The organism is Aureispira anguillae, from assembly GCF_026000115.1.
GTDB classification, from domain to species: Bacteria; Bacteroidota; Bacteroidia; order Chitinophagales; family Saprospiraceae; genus Aureispira; species Aureispira anguillae.
In genome coordinates this window covers 14,726-37,492 of sequence record NZ_AP026868.1, presented here as the reverse complement: position 1 = coordinate 37,492, position 22,767 = coordinate 14,726, and the positions used below count along the sequence as shown (strand labels likewise).

The following is a 22,767-nucleotide window of genomic DNA, read 5'->3' as shown; positions in this document are numbered from 1 at the left end:
TGGCAAAATCAAAGAACTATGCTAAAGAATAAAACTATAGTCATTTTTAGCTTGCAACCTTGGGACATCAAAATAGGAAGCAATTGCAAAAATATTGCATTAGAATTGGCTAAAAATAATCGAGTAATCTATGTTAATAGACCTCTAGATCGAATAAGTTGGCTAAGAAGAAAAAAAGATACGATTACTCAAAATAGAATGAATGTATTGAAGGGAAGGAAAGAGGCTGTTGAGCAAATTGACAAAAACCTTTGGGTATTAACCCCCACCATTGTAATGGAGTCTGTGCAGTGGATAAATTCAAGCTTCGTGTTTCAATCTTTAACAGAAAGAAATAGTCGAAGATTGGCTCAGAATATCAAGCATTATCTAGACCAATTAGAGGTTGATGAATTTATTTTATTTAATGATAGTGCTATGTTTCAGGGAATTAATCTGAAAAAGTTCTTACAACCTAAATTGTTTATTTATTACATCAGGGATTATCTTATTGCCCAACCCTATTTTAAAAAGCATGGTCCTGATATTGAGCAACAGTTGATTAAGCAAGCGGATTTGGTGGTAACTAATTCTACTTATTTGGCAGATTACGCCAAAAAGTACAATGCGAATAGTTTTTTTATTGGACAGGGTTGTGATTTGGAGATGTTTCAACCTCAACAAATAAAATCAATCCCTCCAAGCCTTCAAAACATTCCTCAACCCATTATAGGATATGTAGGAAGTTTAACGGCTAAACGCTTAGATATTAACTTGTTGGTATACCTAGCTAAACATAATCCCAAATGGTCTATTGTTTTGGTTGGGGGAGAGGATGAGGAATTTAGGAACAGTGAATTGCATCATTTGAGTAATGTTTACTTTTTAGGTTTTCAAAAACCAGAAACATTGCCTCAATTTATTCATGGTTTTGATGTTTGCATCAACCCTCAAGTATTGAATCAATTATCCATTGGGAATTATCCTCGGAAAATTGACGAGTATTTGGCAATGGGAAAACCTGTTGTTGCAACAAAAACGGAGGGCATGATGATGTTTAAGGATTATGTTTATTTAGCAGAAAACAAGGAGCAATTCGAAAAAGGCATCCATGATTTACTGAAAAATAATACGAAAGAATTATATCATCAACGCATTAATTTTGCTCAATCTCATTCTTGGGAAAACAGTATTCATGCAATGGCAGAATTGTTATAACAATTGTAATTGCTATTTTATAAACTATAATTGTCACCTAAATCACTTGGCAAAACGACGAAAAAAAGTCACATTTGTCAAAATCGAGAAAAAACAAATTATTATTTCAATTAAAACGCTATGTTAGAATTTTTATTTTGGAGTCTACTATCTCTCGCAGTATATACTTACGTTGGGTATCCAATAATTTTGTTTTTTCTGACAAAGATTAAATTAAAATTCGTTCGTCCAAATCAAACGATAAAAAAAGAATTGCCTTCATTGGCTCTAATTATACCAGCTTATAATGAATTAGAATATCTCGATCAAAAAATAAAAAATTGCTTTGAACTTCAATATCCTTCTAATCTGTTAAAATTAATATTTGTCACCGATGGTTCTAATGATGGTTCAGACTTGTATTTAAAAAAGTACGAACAAATTACAAATTATCATTTGGATGAAAGAAAGGGAAAAATTGCGGCAATGAACAGAGTTGCTCCCCAGATTAAAGCTGATATCATCGTTTTTTCTGATGCTAATGCCATGCTGAACAAGGAAGCCTTAATGGAAATTGCTACCCGTTTTAATGACCCTAAAGTGGGCTGTGTCGCTGGAGAAAAACGAATTGTTGTTGAAGGAAAAAGTAAGGCTACGAACGCAGGAGAGGGGTTTTATTGGAAATATGAGTCGGCACTTAAAAACTGGTCTTCTCAACTTAATTCAGCAATTGGAGCAGCTGGCGAGCTTTTTGCGGTACGAACAGAACTCTTTGAAGCACCAAAACTAGATACTATTTTAGATGATTTTATCATTTCTTTATCTGTTGTTCGAAAAGGGTTCAAAATCGCTTATACCAAAGAGGCTTATGCGCTAGAATACGGTTCTTTGACTATTCAGGAAGAAATGAAACGAAAGATAAGAATTTGCACTGGAGGGGTGCAGGCTATACAAAGAACTTTAGCCTTGTTAAACCCTTTTCGATACCCTCTTTTTGCTTTTCAATATCTCTCGCATCGCTGTTTAAGATGGACAATTACACCAATTGCATTAGTATTATTAATACCCATTAACACATATCTTGCTTATAATGAGCAAGATATTTACTTTTTTTTAGGTATATTGCAAGCACTATTTTATTTTTTAGGCTTTTTAGGCTTCCTTTTTAAGACTCAAAAGCTCCAAAATAAGTTCTTATTTATTCCTTTTTACTTTCTAATGATGAACTTTTCTGCTTTGGTAGGAATGAAAAGATTTTTCTTCAATGAACAATCTGTTTTATGGGAAAAATCACAACGTTTGAAGACAGTAAACACAGAATCCCCTCCTTTGTAAAACAATAACACAAAGGTAAGTATAACCAGATAAATAATATTATTTTCATAAAAATACATAAAACTCTGATTGACACTGTAAAAAAATTAAACACTTAAATCAATAACTAACTAACAAGTTAGTATTAAATGGTGCACCAAAAGACACCACCCCAAACTTAACGTCCTATATCCAATTCTATCAATTGATTTAAGTTCACTTTTGGGGTCATAAAATACAAGAATACCTTACAATCCATGTTAAAAAACTCTGAAATGAGAACGGTTACCTATGCTATAATTTCATTAATGAATGAAAAAATTAGCTTAATTCTAAATTTTACATCACACCAATAAATAATACAACCTATTTTTTAATAAATACTAAACACAAATAACAATGATTTTATCCCCTTTAAAGAAAATAATACCTGTTATTATTTTTCTTGTCTCAACGCAAATTATTTTTGCCCAAGGAATTGGGATTAATAATGATAATACAGATCCTGACCCATCAGCAATGTTACATGTTAAATCTACTGATAAAGGCATTTTAGTCCCACGTATGTCTTCTTCCCAAAGAACATCTATTGCGTCTCCCGCATTAGGCTTGCTGGTCTTTGATACCTCTAGCAATAGTTTCTGGTTCTTTAATGGAGCTATTTGGGTTGAAATTACGGCAGGTAGTGCAAGCAATCAAACACTTACCTATACAGGAAGTACACTAACAATCTCTGGTGGTAATGCTGTAAATGTACCCAATGGAGATATAACTGAAGTAGTGGCTGGAAATGGTCTAGTTGGTGGAGGAACCATAGGAAATACAACCGTTAGCGTAGTAGCAACCAATGGTATAAAAACCAATGCCGACGATGTTAGATTGGGTGGAACCCTAGTTGAACCAACCCAAATTATTCAAGGAGGTCATAACATGACTTATAACCTCAATGGAAGTGGAGATTTTAATATCCAAGATAATGGTGTTACTCATTTTCAAGTGGGCGACAATGGTCTGACATCTTTTGGAGACGATACTTATTGGAAAGACGGCTCTGTCTCAGGTACTAATCTAGCTATTCTATCAGATGATGGAGATGATGGTCGATTTAGACTAATGGAAAATGGGCTAACTTCTATTGATTTAGATGCGAACTCACAATTTGTATTTAATGAGCAAGGTTTAGATCGCAATTTTAGAGTAGAATCTACCACCAATGCTAATATGATGTTTTTAGATGCAGGAGCAGGTAGATTAGGAATTAATACCAACACGCCAACAGAAACCTTTCATGTAGAAGGAGGCGGGCGTTTTATTGATGGTGTTTCTATTGGAGCAGCCTCTACTTCTGGCGATCACCTAATGATAGCAGCTGGATCCGTTAGACCAACTGTCCAAATAGGTAATACGGTTTCTAATAATGCTGAATCTGGTCGTTTGGTATTTACTGAAAATGCTAGAACTCAAATAACAAATGGTGTTTATTGTGGATTTGAAATTCATCATGATGGTGCTGCCAATAAATTACATATTAATGGTGGATGTACCGCTCCAACTACTTCTATGACTTTTGAGAGAAATGGTAACGTTGGTATTGGAACTACTGCCCCTACAGCAAATCTATCTGTTAACGGTGCTGCCAATAAATTAGGTGGTGGAAGTTGGGCTGTATTCTCAGATGCTCGATTAAAAACCAATGTATCAGATTATACAGAAGGGCTTGACTTTTTAATGAAGGTAAGAACAGTTAATTTTAGTTATAATGACAAAATGACTGCAATCTGGGGAGAAAACACAGTAAATCCTAATAAGGTTTATCAAGGTGTTATCGCTCAAGAATTACAAGAAATAGCGCCTGATATGGTTCGTTCTGTTACTCTAAATGCTAGTAATGATAATGACTTGGATCAACCAAGTACAGAGGCATCTGAGTCTTTCTTAGAGGTAGATCCCAATAAATTTACTTATGCGCTTATCAATGCTGTAAAAGAGCAACAAGCAATTATTAATGAGTTAAAAAATGAGCAAGATTCTGTTAAAAAAGAATTGGCAGAATTAAAAGATTTATTAAAAGCAATGAGTAAGAAATAATTCTTATTTATTTTAAAATAGTTGTATATGAAAACTCATAATATAATAATTATTTTATTGCTTTTAGCTCCAATTATATTATTTTCCCAAGGAGGCATCGTTAATAATGGTGCTGTATTAAAAATTAACTCAGCTACAGACGTTAAGATTAATGAGGGGGGAGTAATCAACAAAAACAATGGAACCGTTAGCAATAAAGGTAATCTACATATCGATTTGGATTGGACTCAATTAGGTCCAACTACGAATTATACAGGAAGTGGTTGGATGATATTTGAGGGAAATACAAATCAAAATTTATCCAGTGGCAATGCAATTACAATTGATAATTTGCAGGTCAATAATGGTAATCGATTAATTTTAAACGATGATGTGACTGTTTCTACTCAAGTAGATCTAGTGAACAATGGTCAAGTTGAGTTAGGAGTCAATAACTTAACAATCTCTTCAGGAGCTACCATTACAAATTATGATGCCAGCCATTTTATTATAACCAATAGTACTGGTGTTTTAGAGCAAGAAGTAGGAGCTAGCAATGTTATTTTTCCTGTCGGAAATTCTACCTACAATCCTGCAACAATTAGCAATACAGGTACGGTTGATAACTATAGCCTTCGGGTTGAAGATCAAGTTTGGGATAATGGCACCTCTGGTACTCCAGAAACTCATGATATCGTTAATCGCTCTTGGCATTTATCAGAAGCGGTACAAGGAGGCTCTTTGGCTACGCTAACCCTTCAGTGGCATCCTTCTGAAGAGTTAATTGGCTTTGATCGTTCAGTTTGTGGGGTAGCACACTGGAAAGGAGGCGCTTGGCTGCACCCAAGTTCGTTTACTCCTGCCACTACAGTTGGCCCTTACTTTAGTCAAACGCTTTCTGGCATTAACGATTTTTCGCCTTTTGCCGTTGAAGACATCAATGAATCTTTGCCTATCGAATTGTTATTATTTAAAGCTAAACGAGAAGATAAACATAGGGTAAAGCTCAATTGGGCAACAGCATCTGAAACGAATAACAAAGGCTTTGAAATAGAACGTATGTTGGATACCGAAACTGCCTTTAGTACAATTGATTGGGTAGATGGTGCAGGAAACAGTAACTATCTTTTAAACTATAGCTATACTGACCTTAACGCTCATAGTGGAGTTAGTTATTATCGACTCAAACAAATAGATTTTGATGGAAGTTATAGTTATTCTCCCATTCGTGCTGTAGCTGGTTTATCATCTAGCGCTGACCAAATACAAGTATATCCTATTCCAACTAAAGATAGATTAATGGTAGACTTTAGTAATTGGAACAGCACTAGTACTGATGCCGTATTAAGAATCATTGATGTACATGGACGTACTGTATTTACCAAAGAAATTAAAATGCAACAAAATAATTTAATTACCATAAATGAAGTGGCAGATTTCCCTCCTGGAACCTACTTTGTAACAATTGGAAATGATTCTGATTATGAAATGGTTCAGAAAATAATCAAAGAATAAACGCTCAACCAAGCCAAGAGGGAATCTGCTTCCCTCTTGCTTTTTTTTTGACACCAACCTCACTTTGCATCAGTAGCAATACATCTATTATTCTAAATTGATGGTTCCTTTGCCAAACCAAGTTTAGCTACTTAAGGTTAAATTTTCCTTCACCTTTATAGAATCACTAAACGCTATTTGATAACAACAACTATTTTAGGTCTCCAATACTTCTTTTGTCACTAGTAGAATAACAAGCTTCTTAAGTTATTCCTTCCTCCCCTAAATTAAACCTTATTTCTTCCAAGCATCTCCCAATTAAATCGATAAAAAAATAAGTTGTAAGTTCGAAAATTAGATAATATATAGGCAAAGGTTCTCCTCTTTTTTAACCTAATACAAGATTTTCATCAAAAATGGCAAGAACGTGCATCTATTTGGCATAAATATGCGTCCAAAAACCAATTAAAATAAGCATCTTTGCAAACATTTTTTTGTAGTACTATAATTTTAGTTTACAATTGTTTATGTTTGTGATCTAAACAGGAAAAGAGTATAATTCACGAATTACCTTTTCTATTATTCTCCCCTAATCCCCAATTGAAAAACTATTTTTTATCTAGTGTTACAATACATATATCATTAATTATTAAATAATATATTATTCCTTCATATAAAAGTCTTTTTCAGAGTTTTAATTCCCATAACTTTTAAAGTTAACACTTATGAATAACTGGCGTTTTTTCCTAATTAGCCTACTCCTATGTACCTACACCGTACTAAATGCACAAACAACCTATCTGGATATAGAAACAACCCCTCCTGATAGCATTATTGTTTGCGGAGATTCTGCATTCTTTAGCGTTGAGGTGACTAACACTCATTCGCAAGCACTAACCAACTTGATCTTTAATCCTAAGATGATTCCTGGTATTCTTTATATTCCAGGGTCGGTTACAGGAATGCAAGAACATAATATCAGCACTCCTCATGAACCGCTTTTTAGTTTGGGAGAGATTGATGCAGGAGAAACCTTTACATTAACATTCTACGTAAAAGCAGAATGTTCCATTATTAATCAAATTATTAACCTTGGAGGTAGTTCTTCAAGTGGCGGACTAGCCACCAACCAAACTCGGATTGATTATTTAGAGAATGGTATAGCAGGATATTCGTTAGAACTGAATGGTTCTAATTCTTATAATATCTTGTATGCAGATATTTTTATTTCTACCATTACAAACCAAGTAATGCAAACCATTCCTGGAGCGACTTATACACGCAATATTTCTATTCAAAATGGTGGTCTTGGAAAAATCGAATCCTTAACCTTACTAATTGACTTTGAATCAGGAGTAGCCGTTTCGGGAACGAATATTGGCAATTTTTCACTTTCTGGACAGCTTGCTACCGTTACCCTTGGTCCTGCAGAGTTTGCTATGTTTGGAAATGGAGATGGTTATTTTGAACTTGATGAGGTAATCACTTTAGTCGACACCGTAACCATGCTAAGTTGTATTGGGGGAGAGACTGAATATACTGCCTTTTGGGGATGTAATCCAACAGATACCTGCCAGCAAGATCAAGCCTATGCCAATTCTATATTAATTGGTGGGCAGCCTGTAATTGCCTCTGATATTGTCACCAACCAACCTACGTTTTTTGGTTGTGCAGATACAGGAATTGTAGCCGTAGAATATACCAATATAGGAACAGAGTCATCAGCAGGTGGCGCCAACTACTACAATATAACGATGCGCTATCAATCCAATCAAGAAATGGTCAACTATGTAGGAGCCATGCTAAATGGTGTTGATCTCTTTGCTGCTGGTATTCCAACCCAAACAACTGCCTTTAACCAAAGTGGAAATATTAGAGAACGAACAGAAATTTTATTTGATAATTTCTTTACTACTGATCCAGATGGAGCAGGGGGCTTAGAAGATTTGGATAATGATGGTTATTATGATGATATGGCTGCTGGAGATACGCTATTGATCACTTACTCTTATTTATTAGAGTCACCATCTTCTTTTTCCGATTGTCCTGTTGATTTTTATTTTCAATTTTTTAGAGAAAGTATTTGTGGGTACAACAATTGTGGCGATAAAATTTGGGGGCTACATTTTCGAAATGCTCATATTCAAGGTGAACCTACGGGCGCTCCTCTAACGACTGGACCTTCTGATATCTTTGCTGGTGATACCATTACGGTTACCTTCCAAAATAGTTTTGAGTTTGACGAATCAGGGCGTTTTAAAAGTAAATTTCCTAGTTCTTTTATCTCTGTTTTAAAATGTGATAATAGCGAAGTAAAAACATATTTGGAACTAGATGCTGGATTTAGCATCGTACCAGGTTCTGTATTGGTAAATGGTCAGCCTACTACCTTTTCTGTAAACGGAAATACAGTAACTATTAATGGAGGTCAGTTAATAGGAAGAGAAGCTAACAACCATTTTAGCCTTGATCTAACCTATGATTGTAGTGTTCCTGTAACCTTGGGTGGTCATTTGGAATGGCGTAGTGTTTTAAGTTGCGATTGTGGCGATGAAATCAACCTAGGCTGTCAATCTCAATTTATTGCTAGACATTGTCCTGGTGTTCCTTGTTTTGGAACCAGAGCTTTTGAGGTTACAAGAACAACGCTAGGCTGGACAGATGCAACACAAACAACAAGAGTATCGCCTTCTACGCCTGGTTTAGCCTTAAATCGTGCTTATCAATGTGATACCATCCGTGCTTGCGCTCCTGGATATGTAGCTTTTGGAACGGGTTTATCCTTAAATAATGCACATGTTAAACTATGGTATGAAGCGCCAGGAAGTGATCAGTCGTTTAACTATGGAAGAGGAGAATGGAGCATCTACGATGCTAGTACGGGTACAACTCATACCGTACCGACCACTGCTCCTTTTATTACCAGTAACGGTGCACCAGCTGCCACTTACCAAATGATTTTTGATGCCACCAATGCCATTACTAGTACTGTTGGAACCTTAGAAGAAGGAGATAGCCTTAATATCAAACTATACATGGCTATTAATAAGACCAATGACTTTCCTTTGGGAGCTTATCAATTTCCTACTTTTAGAGCACAACATGGTCATGTAGATGCGAATGGTGACACGTTAGTTTGTAGCTCTTTTGGGGCAATTCTTACAGTATTAAAAACCAAAACATTTATCCAAGATCCAAATGGTAGTACCCATTTAGGGCATTTTGATCCTTGTAGTGAACACAAGTTTAGATTTGGCAGTCAAATAATAGGTGGTTTAGGTATCTTAGACGACTTTCCAAACGAATTTAGACCTGTTAATGTTTGGGATGATACATTGTGTTATACACTTCCTGTAGGAATGGCTTATGTGCCCAATTCCATTAAATTTAACAATAGTCTAACTTCTAGTGTTATTCCTGCTTTTGATCCTATTACTAGAAAGTTGACCTTGATTGGAAGTGATTTATTTCCTGGTGGTTGGCCTATTTTAGATAGAGTAGACGATAGGATACGAACCATAGAATTTAGTGTATCTAGAGACTGTGACGTTGTGAAGGGAGATCATATTATTCCTTCTAAATATGGTTATACTGATTTTGCTTCTGCTCCAACACCCTCTTGCTATGAATATACTACGGCAGATACAGATTGGGAGATCATTGTCAATAAGCCGAATATAAAAATGGACGCAGCATTGCCCATTATAGAAGGTTTTGAGAGCGATTTAGAATGGAACATTAGAGTCTGTAACAATGGTAATATTCACTCGGCTAACAACTGGATTTATATCAATGACCTTTCAGGTAATCTAACGATAGTAGATATTGTCGACCTAAGCAATGGGGGGATCTCATTACCGTTTATTCAAACAGGATTTAAAGTTTATGTTAATATAGGTTCTCTGTTAGAAACTTCTTGTGTAGATCTTCTCATTTCTGCAATGAACAGTGATTGTGTACCCAATCAAGTAAACTCACTAGAAGTAATCAGTGGTTGGTCTTGTAGTCCAGATTTGATGTACAACCCAAATTCTTGTCATACAGATACCATACCTTTACAATATATTTCTAGAACTGCGAATCTACAAACACAGGTTACTTCTCCTTCTAATAATTTGATTGACATTTGTACGCCATTTGATTTTAGTGTTTTATTAGTTAGTTCATTAGAAGCTAACATGGATCAAATTGTACACTTCATAGATTTACCAGCGGGCTTAACAATATTACCAGGTGCAACCTATGAATATCCATTAGGTTCTACTCCTCAACCATTACCTACAGCTGTAGATCAATTTGGAGCCAATACTCCAGGATGGAGACTAACCCAAATCATACCTGGGCTAGCCAATGGATTTGTAGGTACTCGTGATACGCTTCGTAATAAACTCCGATTGAATTATAGCTTAGTTGCTAGTTGTGACTATGATCCTTATAATTTGATTGATATCAATTCTCATGGTACGACCAACTGTGGTGAATTGGTAGATTTGATCGCTCGAAAAAATGTTTATATCAATGGTTTTCCACCATTAGATACCACTAAAGTAGCTTTAAGTGTTGTTGATAATTCTTCTAATTGTGTCAACCAAGTAAAAGCTATCGTTGATGTAACCAATCAATCTACAGGTAACTTAAATCCTCTAAATAGATTAGAAGTTATTTTACCAGCAGGAATGGATTATATAATGGGTTCTCATATTCCTGACCCAACGATCCAGACTCAGGCTGGCGGAATAGACATTTTAAGTTTTGCCTACCCAAATCCTTTAGCATCAGGAGCAACAGCAAGCTTTAATTTTGATTTAGCGGTAGATAGAACGATAGATTGTGGTCCTTATGAGGTTGTTGCTCGATCCATTTTTAGAGATAGTACCTTCTGCGCTAGTTCAGGAGATAGTTGTCTAATTGGTATTACAACAGATGCAGATACAGCAACGGTAGCTGTTCAAACACTTATCGATGCAGCCTTTACTCCTAGCGTAATAGAGCCTTGTTTAGGAGATAGCTTTACCTTAACAAGTACAACGATTTGTGGGACACACTTTTGGGATTTTGGAGATGGTAATACTAGTACAGCAATCAATCCTACACATATATACAACGGAACAGTTGGAGGAATATATACCATCACACATATCGTTTCAAGCCCTTGTGGAACAGATACTAGTCTACTTGATATTAATGTAATTAGTGAATGCTGCCAGCTGAATATTAATACAGCAACAACTGCTATTAATTGTTATGGAAGTTGTGATGGTACTGCTACTGTTATTGTATCGAATGGTGCCGCTCCATATAACTATCTTTGGTCAAATGGTGCTACAGATGCCTCTATTACTGGCTTATGTGCAGGCACTCATGAGGTTACTGTTACAGATCTTAATGGTTGTACAATAACAGCAAGTGTAACGCTCGCTAATCCTACGATTCTTCAAGCAAATGTTACAACAACGGATGCTTCTTGCTATACAACTTGTGATGGTAGTATTGCTACGCTTGTTAATGGTGGTACTGCTCCTTACACTTTCCTTTGGAGCAATGGTGCTACTGATGCTAATCTTAATGGTTTGTGCCAAGGGAACTATATTGTAACCATTACAGATGCTAATGGCTGTACGCTTATTGATTCAGCAACAATTAATAGTCCTGCTCCTTTAGATGCTACGTTAAACAGTACAAATGCAACTTGTCATGCAGCTTGTGATGGTAGCATTGCTACGCTTGTTAATGGCGGTACGGCTCCTTACACCTTCCTTTGGAGCAATGGTGCTACGGATGCTAATCTTAATGGTTTGTGTCAAGGTAATTATATTGTGACCATTACGGATGCTAATGGCTGTACTAACACCTTAACTGCTACCGTAACAGAACCTACGCCTTTGGATGCTACGTTAAACAGTACAAATGCAACTTGTCACGCAGCTTGTGACGGTAGTATTGCTACGCTTGTTAATGGCGGTACTGCTCCGTACACCTTCCTTTGGAGCAATGGTGCTACCGATGCTAATCTTAATGGTTTGTGTCAAGGTAATTATATTGTAACCATTACAGATGCTAATGGCTGTACGCTTATTGATTCAGCAACAATTAATAGTCCTGCTCCTTTAGATGCTACGTTAAACAGTACAAATGCAACTTGTCATGCAGCTTGTGATGGTAGTATTGCTACGCTTGTTAATGGTGGTACTGCTCCTTACACCTTCCTTTGGAGCAATGGTGCTACTGATGCTAATCTTAATGGTTTGTGCCAAGGGAACTATATTGTAACCATTACAGATGCTAATGGCTGTACGCTTATTGATTCAGCAACAATTAATAGTCCTGCTCCTTTAGATGCTACGTTAAACAGTACAAATGCAACTTGTCACGCAGCTTGTGACGGTAGTATTGCTACGCTTGTTAATGGTGGTACGGCTCCTTACACCTTCCTTTGGAGCAATGGTGCTACGGATGCTAATCTTAATGGTTTGTGTCAAGGTAATTATATTGTGACCATTACGGATGCTAATGGCTGTACTAACACCTTAACTGCTACCGTAACAGAACCTGCGCCTTTGGATGCTACGTTAAACAGTACAAATGCAACTTGTCACGCAGCTTGTGATGGTAGCATTGCTACGCTTGTTAATGGTGGTACTGCTCCTTACACCTTCCTTTGGAGCAATGGTGCTACGGATGCTAATCTTAATGGTTTGTGCCAAGGTAACTATATTGTAACTATTACGGATGCTAATGGCTGTACTAACACCTTAACTGCTACCATAACAGAACCTACGCCTTTATCAATAACCATTACAACTACCGACCCAAGTTGTAATAGCTTGGATACAACGACTGTTTGCACAGCAACAGCTTGGAACAATAGTCGACATGCGGTTTGGTTACCAAACTTACCCAATACCCCTGATAGCAAATTCATTTTTGAAAATAATTCAGGGCGTTTACATCAATACCCTAATGGTACTGCTCGTATTACTGGAACCATTGTCAATCGTTCTGACGTCAATAAACGTTGGGTCGTTGATGTCTATTTTACCAATGGTATGAACTGGGCTAATTGGTCTGCATTAGGACGTAGTTATAAAGATGAAAGCGGATTGGTTGGACAACACTATTTAGACTGGACGTATTATATTATGGATGTCAACCAAGCCAATACCCTAACAGGTTTGGGAGATTATAGTGGTACTGTTCTCAACCTTACCCATAAACCTTCCAATTATACCTTTGGATTGCAAGTAGGAATTGCTGCTAACAGTAAAGATACAGACTATGGTTTCTCTTGTTGGTTTGATTATACCTCTAATGGTTCTCTAGTCGGACATGGCGACTTTAATGGTGATTTAAACTGTATTGATACGACCTTCTGTGATGGTACAGCTGTCGCAACAGTTAGTGGAGGTACAGCTCCTTATAGTTATAACTGGAGTAATGGTAGTTCTAGCGACAGCCTTCAAGGGCTTTGTCCTGATACACTTACACTTACCATTACGGATGCTAATGGATGTTCTGTTGATACTACTGTTGTGATTAATGCTACTGTTTGTTGTAGTGCTGCTGCAATAGCGACCAATACTACTTGTGCAGAAACTTGCGATGGAACAGTTAGTGTGACCAATACTGGTGGTTCTGCTCCTTATTCCTACCTTTGGAGTAATGGTGCTACTTCTGCTATGTTAAATAACTTATGTGCTGGTAGCTATAGCGTTACGGTTACCGATGCCAATGGTTGTATTTCAACAGCAACAGCTATTGTTACTAGTCCAGCTCCAATCCTTGTCTCTATAGATACATCAACGGATGAAACTTGTGCTGGAAACGATGGTACTGTAAATCTAAATGTATCTGGTGGAACAAGTCCTTATTCCGTTGATTTGGCCAATTTTACAACTTCAACTACTTATTCTAATGCATCAGGTGCATTTACTGGTTTAAATGCAGGACAGTACATTGTCAATGTAGAAGATGCCAATGGTTGTAGAGCTAATTGTGCGACAGCCTTTACTTTAGGAGGTTGTACGACTCCAGTCAGTCCTATACAACCACAATCAAAGGCTGCTAACTCGAATTTAATCGTTAGCCCAAATTCAACCTCATCATTGGTTCAGATAAAATATCAAACAACCAAAAAAGAAGTGAGTCTATCTATTCTAGATGTAAAAGGGAAAACCTTGCTGACAAAAGAAAATTTAGATGGAACTGGTAGTTTGGAAATATCGACCAAGAATTGGAGCAACAATACTTATTTGGTGCTTCTAAAAGGAGAAAATAATCAAGTAATTCAGATAGAACAATTTATGATTGCTAAATAAGTAGTTCGATTAATAATTTAAAATCAATAGGGCAAACTTCTATGAAGTTTGCCCTATTTTTATGTTAGGTAGCAGGCTATTTTTAAGAAAAGAATTATAAGGCTCTCAATTGTTGCTCTAATGCCTTTATTTGGGGAGTAAACGCTTTTCTGATGGTTGCAAACTCTTTTTTATTTAATTGCTTTACAATGGTAAATACAGCTGCTCTAAACAAAGGATTATCTTTGAAATAATCTTCATTAGATTTTGAGCGATCTGCATAGAATAGTGGCGAATTGGTTCGAACTTGTTCCATAACCTTGGTTTTGAAACTAAGATCATCATCAAATAAAGCATGAATAAAGGCTTGTTCCTTTGCCTCTAAGTCTCGTTTTAGTTGAACAATTTCATCTTTTAAGACCTTCTTTTGCTTCGCTGTATTTTTTGCGTTGATCGTTCTTGTCTTTTTAGCCTTTTTCTCCTGTTCTACATAATCTACAACGTCCTTTTTGCCTACTAAAAAATTGAAATAAGCTGCTAAATTTTCTATTTTTTCTCCCCGTTTAGCCTTTAACTCTTGTTGGTTTAAAATATATTGAATACGCTCTTTTAGATAGTCCAAACTATAGTTTTTGATATAACTCTTTAAACTCGTTTGGCTAACGCCCCAAGCCAATAAATGTTCTTCTATTCCTAATTGAAGTTGGGATTTAGTCTTAGGTTCTTTACTTTTTTCTGCAATCTCAATATTCTTATTGGTTCTAATTTCAAATAAAATAGCAATAACCTTTCGCCCTCTTTTAATTTCTGTAAAATTAAAACAAATGTCTGTATTTAGCTTCAAATCTTCTTGGGCTTTAAGAATAATTCGACTCTTAAAATGTCCGTATAGTTTATATTTGTCACTAACTCCTAATATGACCTTGAGCGTATCTATATCAAATTCTCGATATCCTATTTTCTCATATTGTTTTAATAATTCGTAAATTCTTATAGAATAAACACTTGATATTTTTAAAACATTTCGAATATCATAGGATAAAAAAGTTCGCTTTAATTGTAGCAAATATGGTTTTAAATCAGGGTGAAAAGACAGTTCGATATACCCTTCTTTTTTCTTTGGAATAGATGCTTGAGCAATTAAACCTGTCTTCAGAAATCGTTCCTCTCCATTTTCTGTGTAGGGAATAGTTACAACTTTTTTGAGTAGATTATCAGGAACTGCCTTTATTTTAGCATAGGCATCATTATCGTTTACTCCAAAAAAACTAACTAGATCTCTAATTTGAAGCTTGTATTTTTTAAAATCTTCATCCCCTGGTTGGATCAAACTAACTAATTTTGTAAATACACGAGTTTCCCATATCGAAAAATGATATCGAGCTTCTACAAGATTATTAGATTTGGTTACGAGCGCTTTAGGAGGCTGTTCGTTCATATTAATTCTGTATTATTATAAGAATTAGGCTTTTTAGGAACTACAAACATAAGGTTTTTTTTTAACTATCACAATTCTTTTTTATTGTGATAGTTTCCGCTTTTTGTGATAGTTAATCTATATCAATCCGTTTTTTGTGATAGTTAGTGAACTGCTTGCTTTTTAATAATAAAATATTTTTAAAATACTATATTATTCAATATGTTACTACCATTTCGGTACTTCTAACATCCGCTTTTTGTGATAGTTAATCTATATCAATCCGTTTTTTGTGATAATACAAGTACTTATCTGCCCCTTATATTCCTTTGAATAGCCTATATTACCTACACTTTAGCCGTTTTAGTTACTTTTACTTAATAAAAAGACTTTGATGTGTTTAAGTTGATCAACAAAAAGTTTTTTTTATGTCAAGAACTTTTTTTTTTTTATAAAATCCGTTTTTTGTGATACTGAGCCGTTTTCTGTGATAGTTAATCCGCTTTTTGTGATATTAAGCCCGTTTTCTGTGATAGTTAATCCGCTTTTTGTGATAATTAGTCCGCTTTTTGTGATATTAAAAACTATATTAACCTAATAATCAATAAGTTACAAGGGCTGAAAACATATAAAACAAGAATAAAAGAATAAAAACAACTAAAAAAGAAATGTTGTTTTTCTTTTTCTTTTAAATTAAGGTATTAAAACAAATACAGCAAGTCCGTTTTTTGTGATAGTTTGAAAATTATTAACTATCACAAAAAACGTAGAAAAGGAGAGATCAAGAATCAAAACAATCTAAATAAAATAGTCCTTTCTACCCCCACAGTAGAAAGGACCGATGTAAGAATCCCTAAAAAATGTATTTTAATACTTAGATGTTGCGACCATCATAAGTAAGCTCTATTCTATTGATTATTAGCATGATTTGAACTGTTTTTATTTTTTGATACTCAAACTTATGAAAATATGTCAATATAAACAAGTGTTATAGCATTAATAATTTAAGTTTATGTTAAATTTTTGACAATATATATGTAATTGATTGATTTCTAGAGATTTAATTGTTTTGGTGAAATTGCTCATTAGCTAAAAAAAAAATAATTCTAACAATTAAAGATAAAATAGGGTACCTTTGTTTTTTTCGTGTAATTTTGAGTATTCACAAAATCTGCAAAAACATAATATTACGATGAAAAATAGTTATACCCAAAAAGAACAGTATTATGGGGATTATTTAGGGTTAGACAAAGTACTTGATGCACAGTTTCCTGAAAGTGAGGCTAGAGGAGTTGATGCGCACGATGAAATGTTATTTATTATAATACATCAAGCTTATGAATTGTGGTTTAAACAAATTATGCATGAGCTAGATTCTATTATTAATATATTTCAATCTGAAACGATTAATGATAATTCGGCATCATTACAGATCGCAGTACATCGAACTAATCGTATTGTAGAAATATGGAAGTTGTTGGTTGCTCAAATTGATGTTTTGGAGACGATGACCCCAATGGATTTTTTAGACTTTAGAGACTTATTGGCTCCTGCTTCTGGATTTCAAAGTGTACAGTTTAGAAAACTAGAAACTAAATTGGGCTTGAAGATGCAAAATCGTCATGAAAAACGTTACTATGAACACCAATTAAGACCAGAACATGTTTCAGGAATTCAAGAGTTGGAAGGAGAAAGAAGTTTGATTCAATTGTTAGAACAGTGGTTGGAACGAATCCCAATTTGGGGAGCAGAGTATTGGACGGATTTTGAAACACCAAAAGATGCTGATCCTGAGGTGCATCCATTTTGGGCAAGTTATAGACATACTTTCGAATCTGGTTTGCTAAGTGCTGAATTAGCGGCGATTAGTATGGCAGATTTTGACAATTTACTTTTAGGCAAAGGAGAAAAAACAACCCGATTGAGTCCAGCTTCTTTACAAGCTGCATTATTTATTACCTTATATAGAGATTATCCACTAATGCAAATGCCCTATCAATTGTTAAGCAAGTGGCTTGAAATTGATGAATTGATGGCAAATTGGAGATATAGACACATGAGTATGGTTCGAAGAATGATTGGCATGCGTGTAGGGACAGGTGGTTCTTCAGGAGCTAATTATCTAAAAGGAGCGATGGAAAAACATCACATTTTTGGAGATGTTACAAGAATAACAACTTATTTAATTCCAAGAGCTAAATTACCTAAGTTGCCTTCTATACTCGAAGAAAAACTACGTTTTACTATATAAATAGTCTACTAAAAATCAACTTCTTTGTCCTAAACAAAGAAGTTGATTTCTTATTTTGAGCAACTAAAAAAAGGTAGATTTTGGCCAAAATAGGGAACATAGACCTGGTTTTTGACTATTGTATGCATGAAAATCAATCCTATTTTTAAACAACTTTATGTAATAAAAACTCACTCTCCCCATAAATAGATGCCCAGGAATTTTTGTTGAAAATCCCTAGACAAATTTTAAAATAGTAGTTATCGGCTAAATTGAACTTCTATTCTATTGTTAAGTATTCTTCCTTCTGGAGTTTGATTGTCACCTATAGGATGGATAGAGCCTAACCCTTTAGTTGTTATTTTATGGTGTTTGCATCCCTTGGAAATTAGATAATCCTTGATTGCATTCGCTCTATTTTGTGTTAATTCTACTTGATCTTTAGGAATTCCTTGATTGTCTGTATATCCTAGAATATCAGTTGTTAAATGGTCTTTTTTAATGATTTGAGCTAATCGATTTAATGCTGGATAAGAAGCAGGAGCCAACTCAAATTGGTTATTTTTAAAAAATAAGTTGTTAATAGACAAAGAAATGTGATTGTCAATCATTTCATCAATCTTGATTAATTGCAATTGGTCGTTGATGGTGGTTTTTTCTGACTTATTGCTGAGGTCGATATAATTTGACCTAGGAAAATAACCTTCTTTTTCAATAAAATAACCATATCGTTTGCCATTTGGCAAAGCAATGAAAAAATCTCCAGATGTGGCATTATTTTTTAAACGCCCCATTTCCTTTCCTGTCTCTATTTCTTCCCAAACAATTTCTGCATCAATAGGCTGGCCATCAAGCGCAATTATTTTTCCACTTACAACAGAAACAATTTCTGGTTGATAAATAGGAGGAAGCTCTACATAATATATATCGTCATCCCCATCGTGATTAGAAGTTGCGAAGTAAGCCGTTTTTCCATCCGTGCTAACTCGATATCCCCAGTCATTTTGGGTTGTGTTAATTGATTTTCCAAGATTAATAGGTGTACTCCAATTTTTCCAAGAATCATCTAACCTAGTTGTTTTATAGACATCTAAATGCCCCAAACCACCATGCCCATCCGAACTAAAATATAGTGTTTTCATATCTGGGTGCAAAAATGGAGTACGTTCAGCAAAGGGGGTATTAATGGCATCTCCCAAATTAATTGGCTCTTGCCATTCTCCTTTTTCATTTTTGAGAGAGACAAAAATGTCTCGATTTCCTGTATTTGATCCATGGAAGCCTTTGATGTCACCTTCCTGTTTTAAGTCCAAAACATCAGTTCGTTCAGATACATATAATAAAGCATTGCCATCGCTTGAAATCATTCCGTCAGCATCCCACGAAGAAGTATTTATCGTATTGGGAAGGGGAACAGGAGATGACCATCCTTTGGATGTACGAGTAGATATTCTCATATCGCCATTTCGGACATTTCCTTCAAAAATAATAATCTGTTGTTTATCAGGAGAAATTCCTAATAGACCTTCATTTTTGGTATCTGTATTTAACCCTTTGACAGGCGTAGCCATTTGCCATTCTTGATCTTTGAATGAAGAAACGTAAATGTTTTCATTTTGAAGCCCTGCTGCGGATTGCTCTAATCTGCAGAAAAATAGGGATTGATTATCGATAGAAATGAGTGGAACATATTCAGGAGCAGAAGAGTTAATTCCTCCTCCCATCGCCATTTTTCGTATGGCAATATCTTTGCTGCTTAATAAGGCTTGAAGTGTCTTAATTTTAGTGTTATTAGCACCAAAAAGTGGAGCAAATTCCTTAACTTTTTCCAAGGCAATAGACCATTGTTTATCATCTATTGCTTGTTCTATTAATCGTTGCAAAGCAATAAAAGCTCTTTCCTTGGGCGCCGCCGCTCGAATATACTGCTCATAGGCTTGTAGTTCATCCTTATTTAGTTTACCAACTAAATTAAGCATAGATCCCTGTTCGGCTAATTTTAAATCCTTTTCTTGTTTGTTGATGTCTTTATACTCAGGATGTTCCATCATAAATTGGTTGATGGTCTCTAACTCTCCATCACTAACATATACGTCATAATAAATATCTAAAACTTCATCATAATAAGAACTATTGGGAAAAAGTTGTAAAAATTTTCTGCAACCTCTAAATAAGCCTCTCTTTTTAAGCGCTGAATACATTGCCTTTTCCAACTCAATAACAAAGGGAGAACTAGGGCAGTGCTCTATAAAGTTTAATATTAAGAAAATATCTTCTTTCTTTTTGGCTTCTTCAAAAAGTGGTCTATCTCTTTTATTTTGAGCCTCTTGTGTAGCGGCTTGAATTGCTTTTTGAAAAGGATAATTAGGATATGATTTTTCAAACTCCATAACAGAACTGCTTCCGTGTTCCTGAAGGTAAAGCCGATAAAAACGCAGCCATATTTTGTCACTTTTTTCATAATGGGGATAGGCTCTTACAAAATAGTCGTAATCAGGAAGATTGGACCCCTTCATGATGATGTCAAACATATAGTCTTTAGCAAATTTATTAAAAGGGGTATGCGGAAATGCTTCTGTGTAATTTTGGTATTCTTTTAAGCTATTTTTTCTAATAATCTTAATTAGTGCATAAGCAGCTTTGGCATCTTTTACATAAATGTTGTCTCTATACTTTTCCTCGAAAGTAGGATAAAATTTCCATCCCTTTTCTGAAATATAGCTTTCTAATAGCTTTTTTTGAGCTTTGATTAATAGCGATGAATTGTATCGTGCACAAGAAATTTCGTAATTTTTGAAAAAGGTCTTGTAAGCAGCAAACGTATTTTCTTTGGTAGCTTTTTCAAATGCCAGTCGATCCCTAATTTTGATCATATTTTCAGTCTGTTGCTTTCCTGCTGTCGTATAAAATTCTAGAAAGCGTTTGCTGGCATCCAAGTTATTTGCTTTTTGAGTAATATTAAAGGCTTCAATAACAATATCACTTTGAAACTTACTCATGCTTATTTTACTCAATCCTTTGCCTTGAACCTTTTTACGATTGGATTTATTGAGTCCATCGTATTCTTTGATCGCTCTAGAAATATATTGATAAGCTTTTTCTATATCATAACCATTGTATCTTTTGTTGAAGTAAATTTTGGCCAATTCATGCAATGAAATAGGTTTACTTGTATATTTTTCTAAATCATTTTCAAAGGCTTCTATGGCAGCAACATAATCGCCCTTTGTGACCAATTTTTTGCCTTTGTTGATCTGAGATGGTGCAGAAGTACTTATAAAAGAAAGTAATATTATAAATACAGAATGTTTCATAGTTGTTTAATGATTTGTAAGGAGTCTTAGCTCTAAAATAGTTATATACTAAAAGGGGGGAATATGTTAATGTTTGTCTGAATAGATAAATAAAGAAGTATTGATACTCTAATGAATACTTTTAATTTGTAAGGTATTTTATGGGGTGTCGTAAGAGCCGTAAATACTCCCTTTAAGATAAAATTTTAAAATTATTTTCACTAAAAAACAGTCGCTAATTCAAGAAGCAATGGGAATTCCCATTTTTAAGATGGCATTTTTATACGGCTGCATAAAAGCAAGCGGTTTTATTTAGCCAAAATTGAGCAATCTATATTGATTCTTATGTATCTAATTATTGGGGGGAGGTTCAAAAGAACCAGAAGGCTCAGTAAAGCTAATAAAAACTACAAACACTTCATCGCCCTAGAGTGTTCTCTCCAATGGAGTTCACTACTGAGAGCGATCAGGCTGCGGTTAGGTTATTTTAGAAGTAGCCCCAAATAGCAATACCAATGAGTTCTTGCAGCAAGAACATTATTATCCCTTTGGTATGCCAATTCGTGGGGAGCGGAAGTTTGTGCAGCCACAGGTTGTGGGGTGAATGAATATCAATACAACAGTAAAGAACTCAACAAAAATTTTGGCTTAAATTGGAATAGCTATAGCCTCAAGTATTCATTTGAGGCTATTTTTTATATTTATAGATGCCAATAATAAAAAGATTACAAATTAGTAACCCTCATAACTAATTTGTAACTTTGAAACAAAATCGTTCAAAATGCCAACAAAATATGTCATCTATTACAGAGTCTCTACCAAAAAGCAAGGAGAGAGTGGTTTGGGCTTAAAAGCTCAACAGGCATATCTTTATCATTTTATAAAAAGGCAGGCAGTTGTTCAAGAATTTACGGAAGTACAAAGTGGGGGAGATTTTGAAACACGATTGGTTTTGCAGCAGGCTTTAGATTTGTGCTTAAAAGGAGGTTATACTTTAGCCATTGCCAAAATTGACCGTTTGAGCAGAAAGACGGAAGATGCGTTGCACATTTATAATTTGCTGGATGGTCGCCTTTTTAGTTGTGACATTCCCAATTTGGATAAATTTACCTTGACACTTTTTATGGCGATTGCAGATCGAGAGCGGGAGCTGATTTCTATTCGTACCAAACAAGCTTTGGATGCCAAGAGAGAAGAAGTAGGGGAGTGGCGCAATTCTACTTTTTCGGATGCTGCACGAAAAAAAGGGCAAGAACGAATCTTGCAAAAAGCTCGGATTAATCCCAATAATAGACGAGCAACAGAGTTGATTGTCTTGTACAAAGACAAAGGCTTCACGCTACAAGTTATAGCCGAAAAGCTCAATCAAAATGGCTTTAAAACCGCACAGGGAAAATTGTTTCATCGAACAACTGTGCAAAGACTTTGGAAACGGTATAAAAGAAAAGCTTAGGCGTTTTTATGAGGTCTCTTGTTAGCACA

9 protein-coding genes are annotated in these 22,767 nt (G+C 35.2%); 7 read left to right on the top strand and 2 right to left on the bottom strand.

All coding sequences use genetic code 11. From position 1 onward, the window contains the following. The first annotated feature begins 18 nt into the window (after positions 1 to 18). The 5 genes from AsAng_RS29345 (at position 19) to AsAng_RS29325 (ending at position 14,366) form a co-directional block, all read left to right on the top strand. Positions 19 to 1,197, top strand: a complete 1,179-nt coding sequence (locus AsAng_RS29345) for a glycosyltransferase (RefSeq protein WP_264793657.1) — start codon at positions 19 to 21, stop codon at positions 1,195 to 1,197. A 261-nt stretch (positions 1,198 to 1,458) separates the two neighbouring features. Continuing rightward, positions 1,459 to 2,511: a glycosyltransferase family 2 protein gene (locus AsAng_RS29340; protein WP_264793656.1), complete on the top strand. Its 1,053-nt coding sequence runs from the start codon at positions 1,459 to 1,461 to the stop codon at positions 2,509 to 2,511. A gap of 378 nt (positions 2,512 to 2,889) precedes the next feature. Then, positions 2,890 to 4,578, top strand: coding sequence for a tail fiber domain-containing protein (locus AsAng_RS29335; protein WP_264793655.1), 1,689 nt, complete (start codon positions 2,890 to 2,892; stop codon positions 4,576 to 4,578). 27 nt (positions 4,579 to 4,605) lie between these two features. Next, positions 4,606 to 6,072: a T9SS type A sorting domain-containing protein gene (locus AsAng_RS29330; RefSeq protein WP_264793654.1), complete on the top strand. Its 1,467-nt coding sequence runs from the start codon at positions 4,606 to 4,608 to the stop codon at positions 6,070 to 6,072. Positions 6,073 to 6,776: 704 nt separating this feature from the next. Beyond that, entirely contained in the window at positions 6,777 to 14,366 is a 7,590-nt protein-coding gene (locus AsAng_RS29325; protein ID WP_264793653.1) for a PKD domain-containing protein, read from the top strand. Positions 14,367 to 14,460: 94 nt separating this feature from the next. Here AsAng_RS29325 and AsAng_RS29320 read toward each other — a convergent pair whose 3' ends face one another. Beyond that, positions 14,461 to 15,783, bottom strand: coding sequence for a replication initiation protein (locus tag AsAng_RS29320; RefSeq protein ID WP_264793652.1), 1,323 nt, complete (start codon positions 15,781 to 15,783; stop codon positions 14,461 to 14,463). Positions 15,784 to 16,954: 1,171 nt separating this feature from the next. Here AsAng_RS29320 and AsAng_RS29315 point away from each other — a divergent pair. Beyond that, on the top strand, positions 16,955 to 18,013 hold the full coding sequence (locus AsAng_RS29315) for a tryptophan 2,3-dioxygenase (protein ID WP_264793651.1): 1,059 nt from the start codon (positions 16,955 to 16,957) through the stop codon (positions 18,011 to 18,013). A 239-nt stretch (positions 18,014 to 18,252) separates the two neighbouring features. On the opposite strand, the gene AsAng_RS29310 is transcribed toward AsAng_RS29315, so the two are convergent. Continuing rightward, positions 18,253 to 21,306, bottom strand: coding sequence for an OmpA family protein (locus AsAng_RS29310; RefSeq protein ID WP_264793650.1), 3,054 nt, complete (start codon positions 21,304 to 21,306; stop codon positions 18,253 to 18,255). A 760-nt stretch (positions 21,307 to 22,066) separates the two neighbouring features. Between AsAng_RS29310 and AsAng_RS29305 the strand changes: the two genes are divergently transcribed. Further along, positions 22,067 to 22,738, top strand: coding sequence for a recombinase family protein (locus tag AsAng_RS29305; protein ID WP_264793649.1), 672 nt, complete (start codon positions 22,067 to 22,069; stop codon positions 22,736 to 22,738). Positions 22,739 to 22,767 lie beyond the last annotated feature (29 nt).

What these genes read in the sequence shown, in the direction of transcription:
- AsAng_RS29345 (WP_264793657.1), top strand. Translation starts at nt 19, where the DNA reads ATGCTAAAGAATAAAACTATAGTCATTTTTAGCTTGCAACCTTGGGAC.
- AsAng_RS29335 (WP_264793655.1), top strand. Translation starts at nt 2,890, where the DNA reads ATGATTTTATCCCCTTTAAAGAAAATAATACCTGTTATTATTTTTCTT.
- AsAng_RS29330 (WP_264793654.1), top strand. Translation starts at nt 4,606, where the DNA reads ATGAAAACTCATAATATAATAATTATTTTATTGCTTTTAGCTCCAATT.
- AsAng_RS29325 (WP_264793653.1), top strand. Translation starts at nt 6,777, where the DNA reads ATGAATAACTGGCGTTTTTTCCTAATTAGCCTACTCCTATGTACCTAC.
- AsAng_RS29320 (WP_264793652.1), bottom strand. Translation starts at nt 15,783, where the DNA reads ATGAACGAACAGCCTCCTAAAGCGCTCGTAACCAAATCTAATAATCTT.
- AsAng_RS29315 (WP_264793651.1), top strand. Translation starts at nt 16,955, where the DNA reads ATGAAAAATAGTTATACCCAAAAAGAACAGTATTATGGGGATTATTTA.
- AsAng_RS29310 (WP_264793650.1), bottom strand. Translation starts at nt 21,306, where the DNA reads ATGAAACATTCTGTATTTATAATATTACTTTCTTTTATAAGTACTTCT.
- AsAng_RS29305 (WP_264793649.1), top strand. Translation starts at nt 22,067, where the DNA reads ATGCCAACAAAATATGTCATCTATTACAGAGTCTCTACCAAAAAGCAA.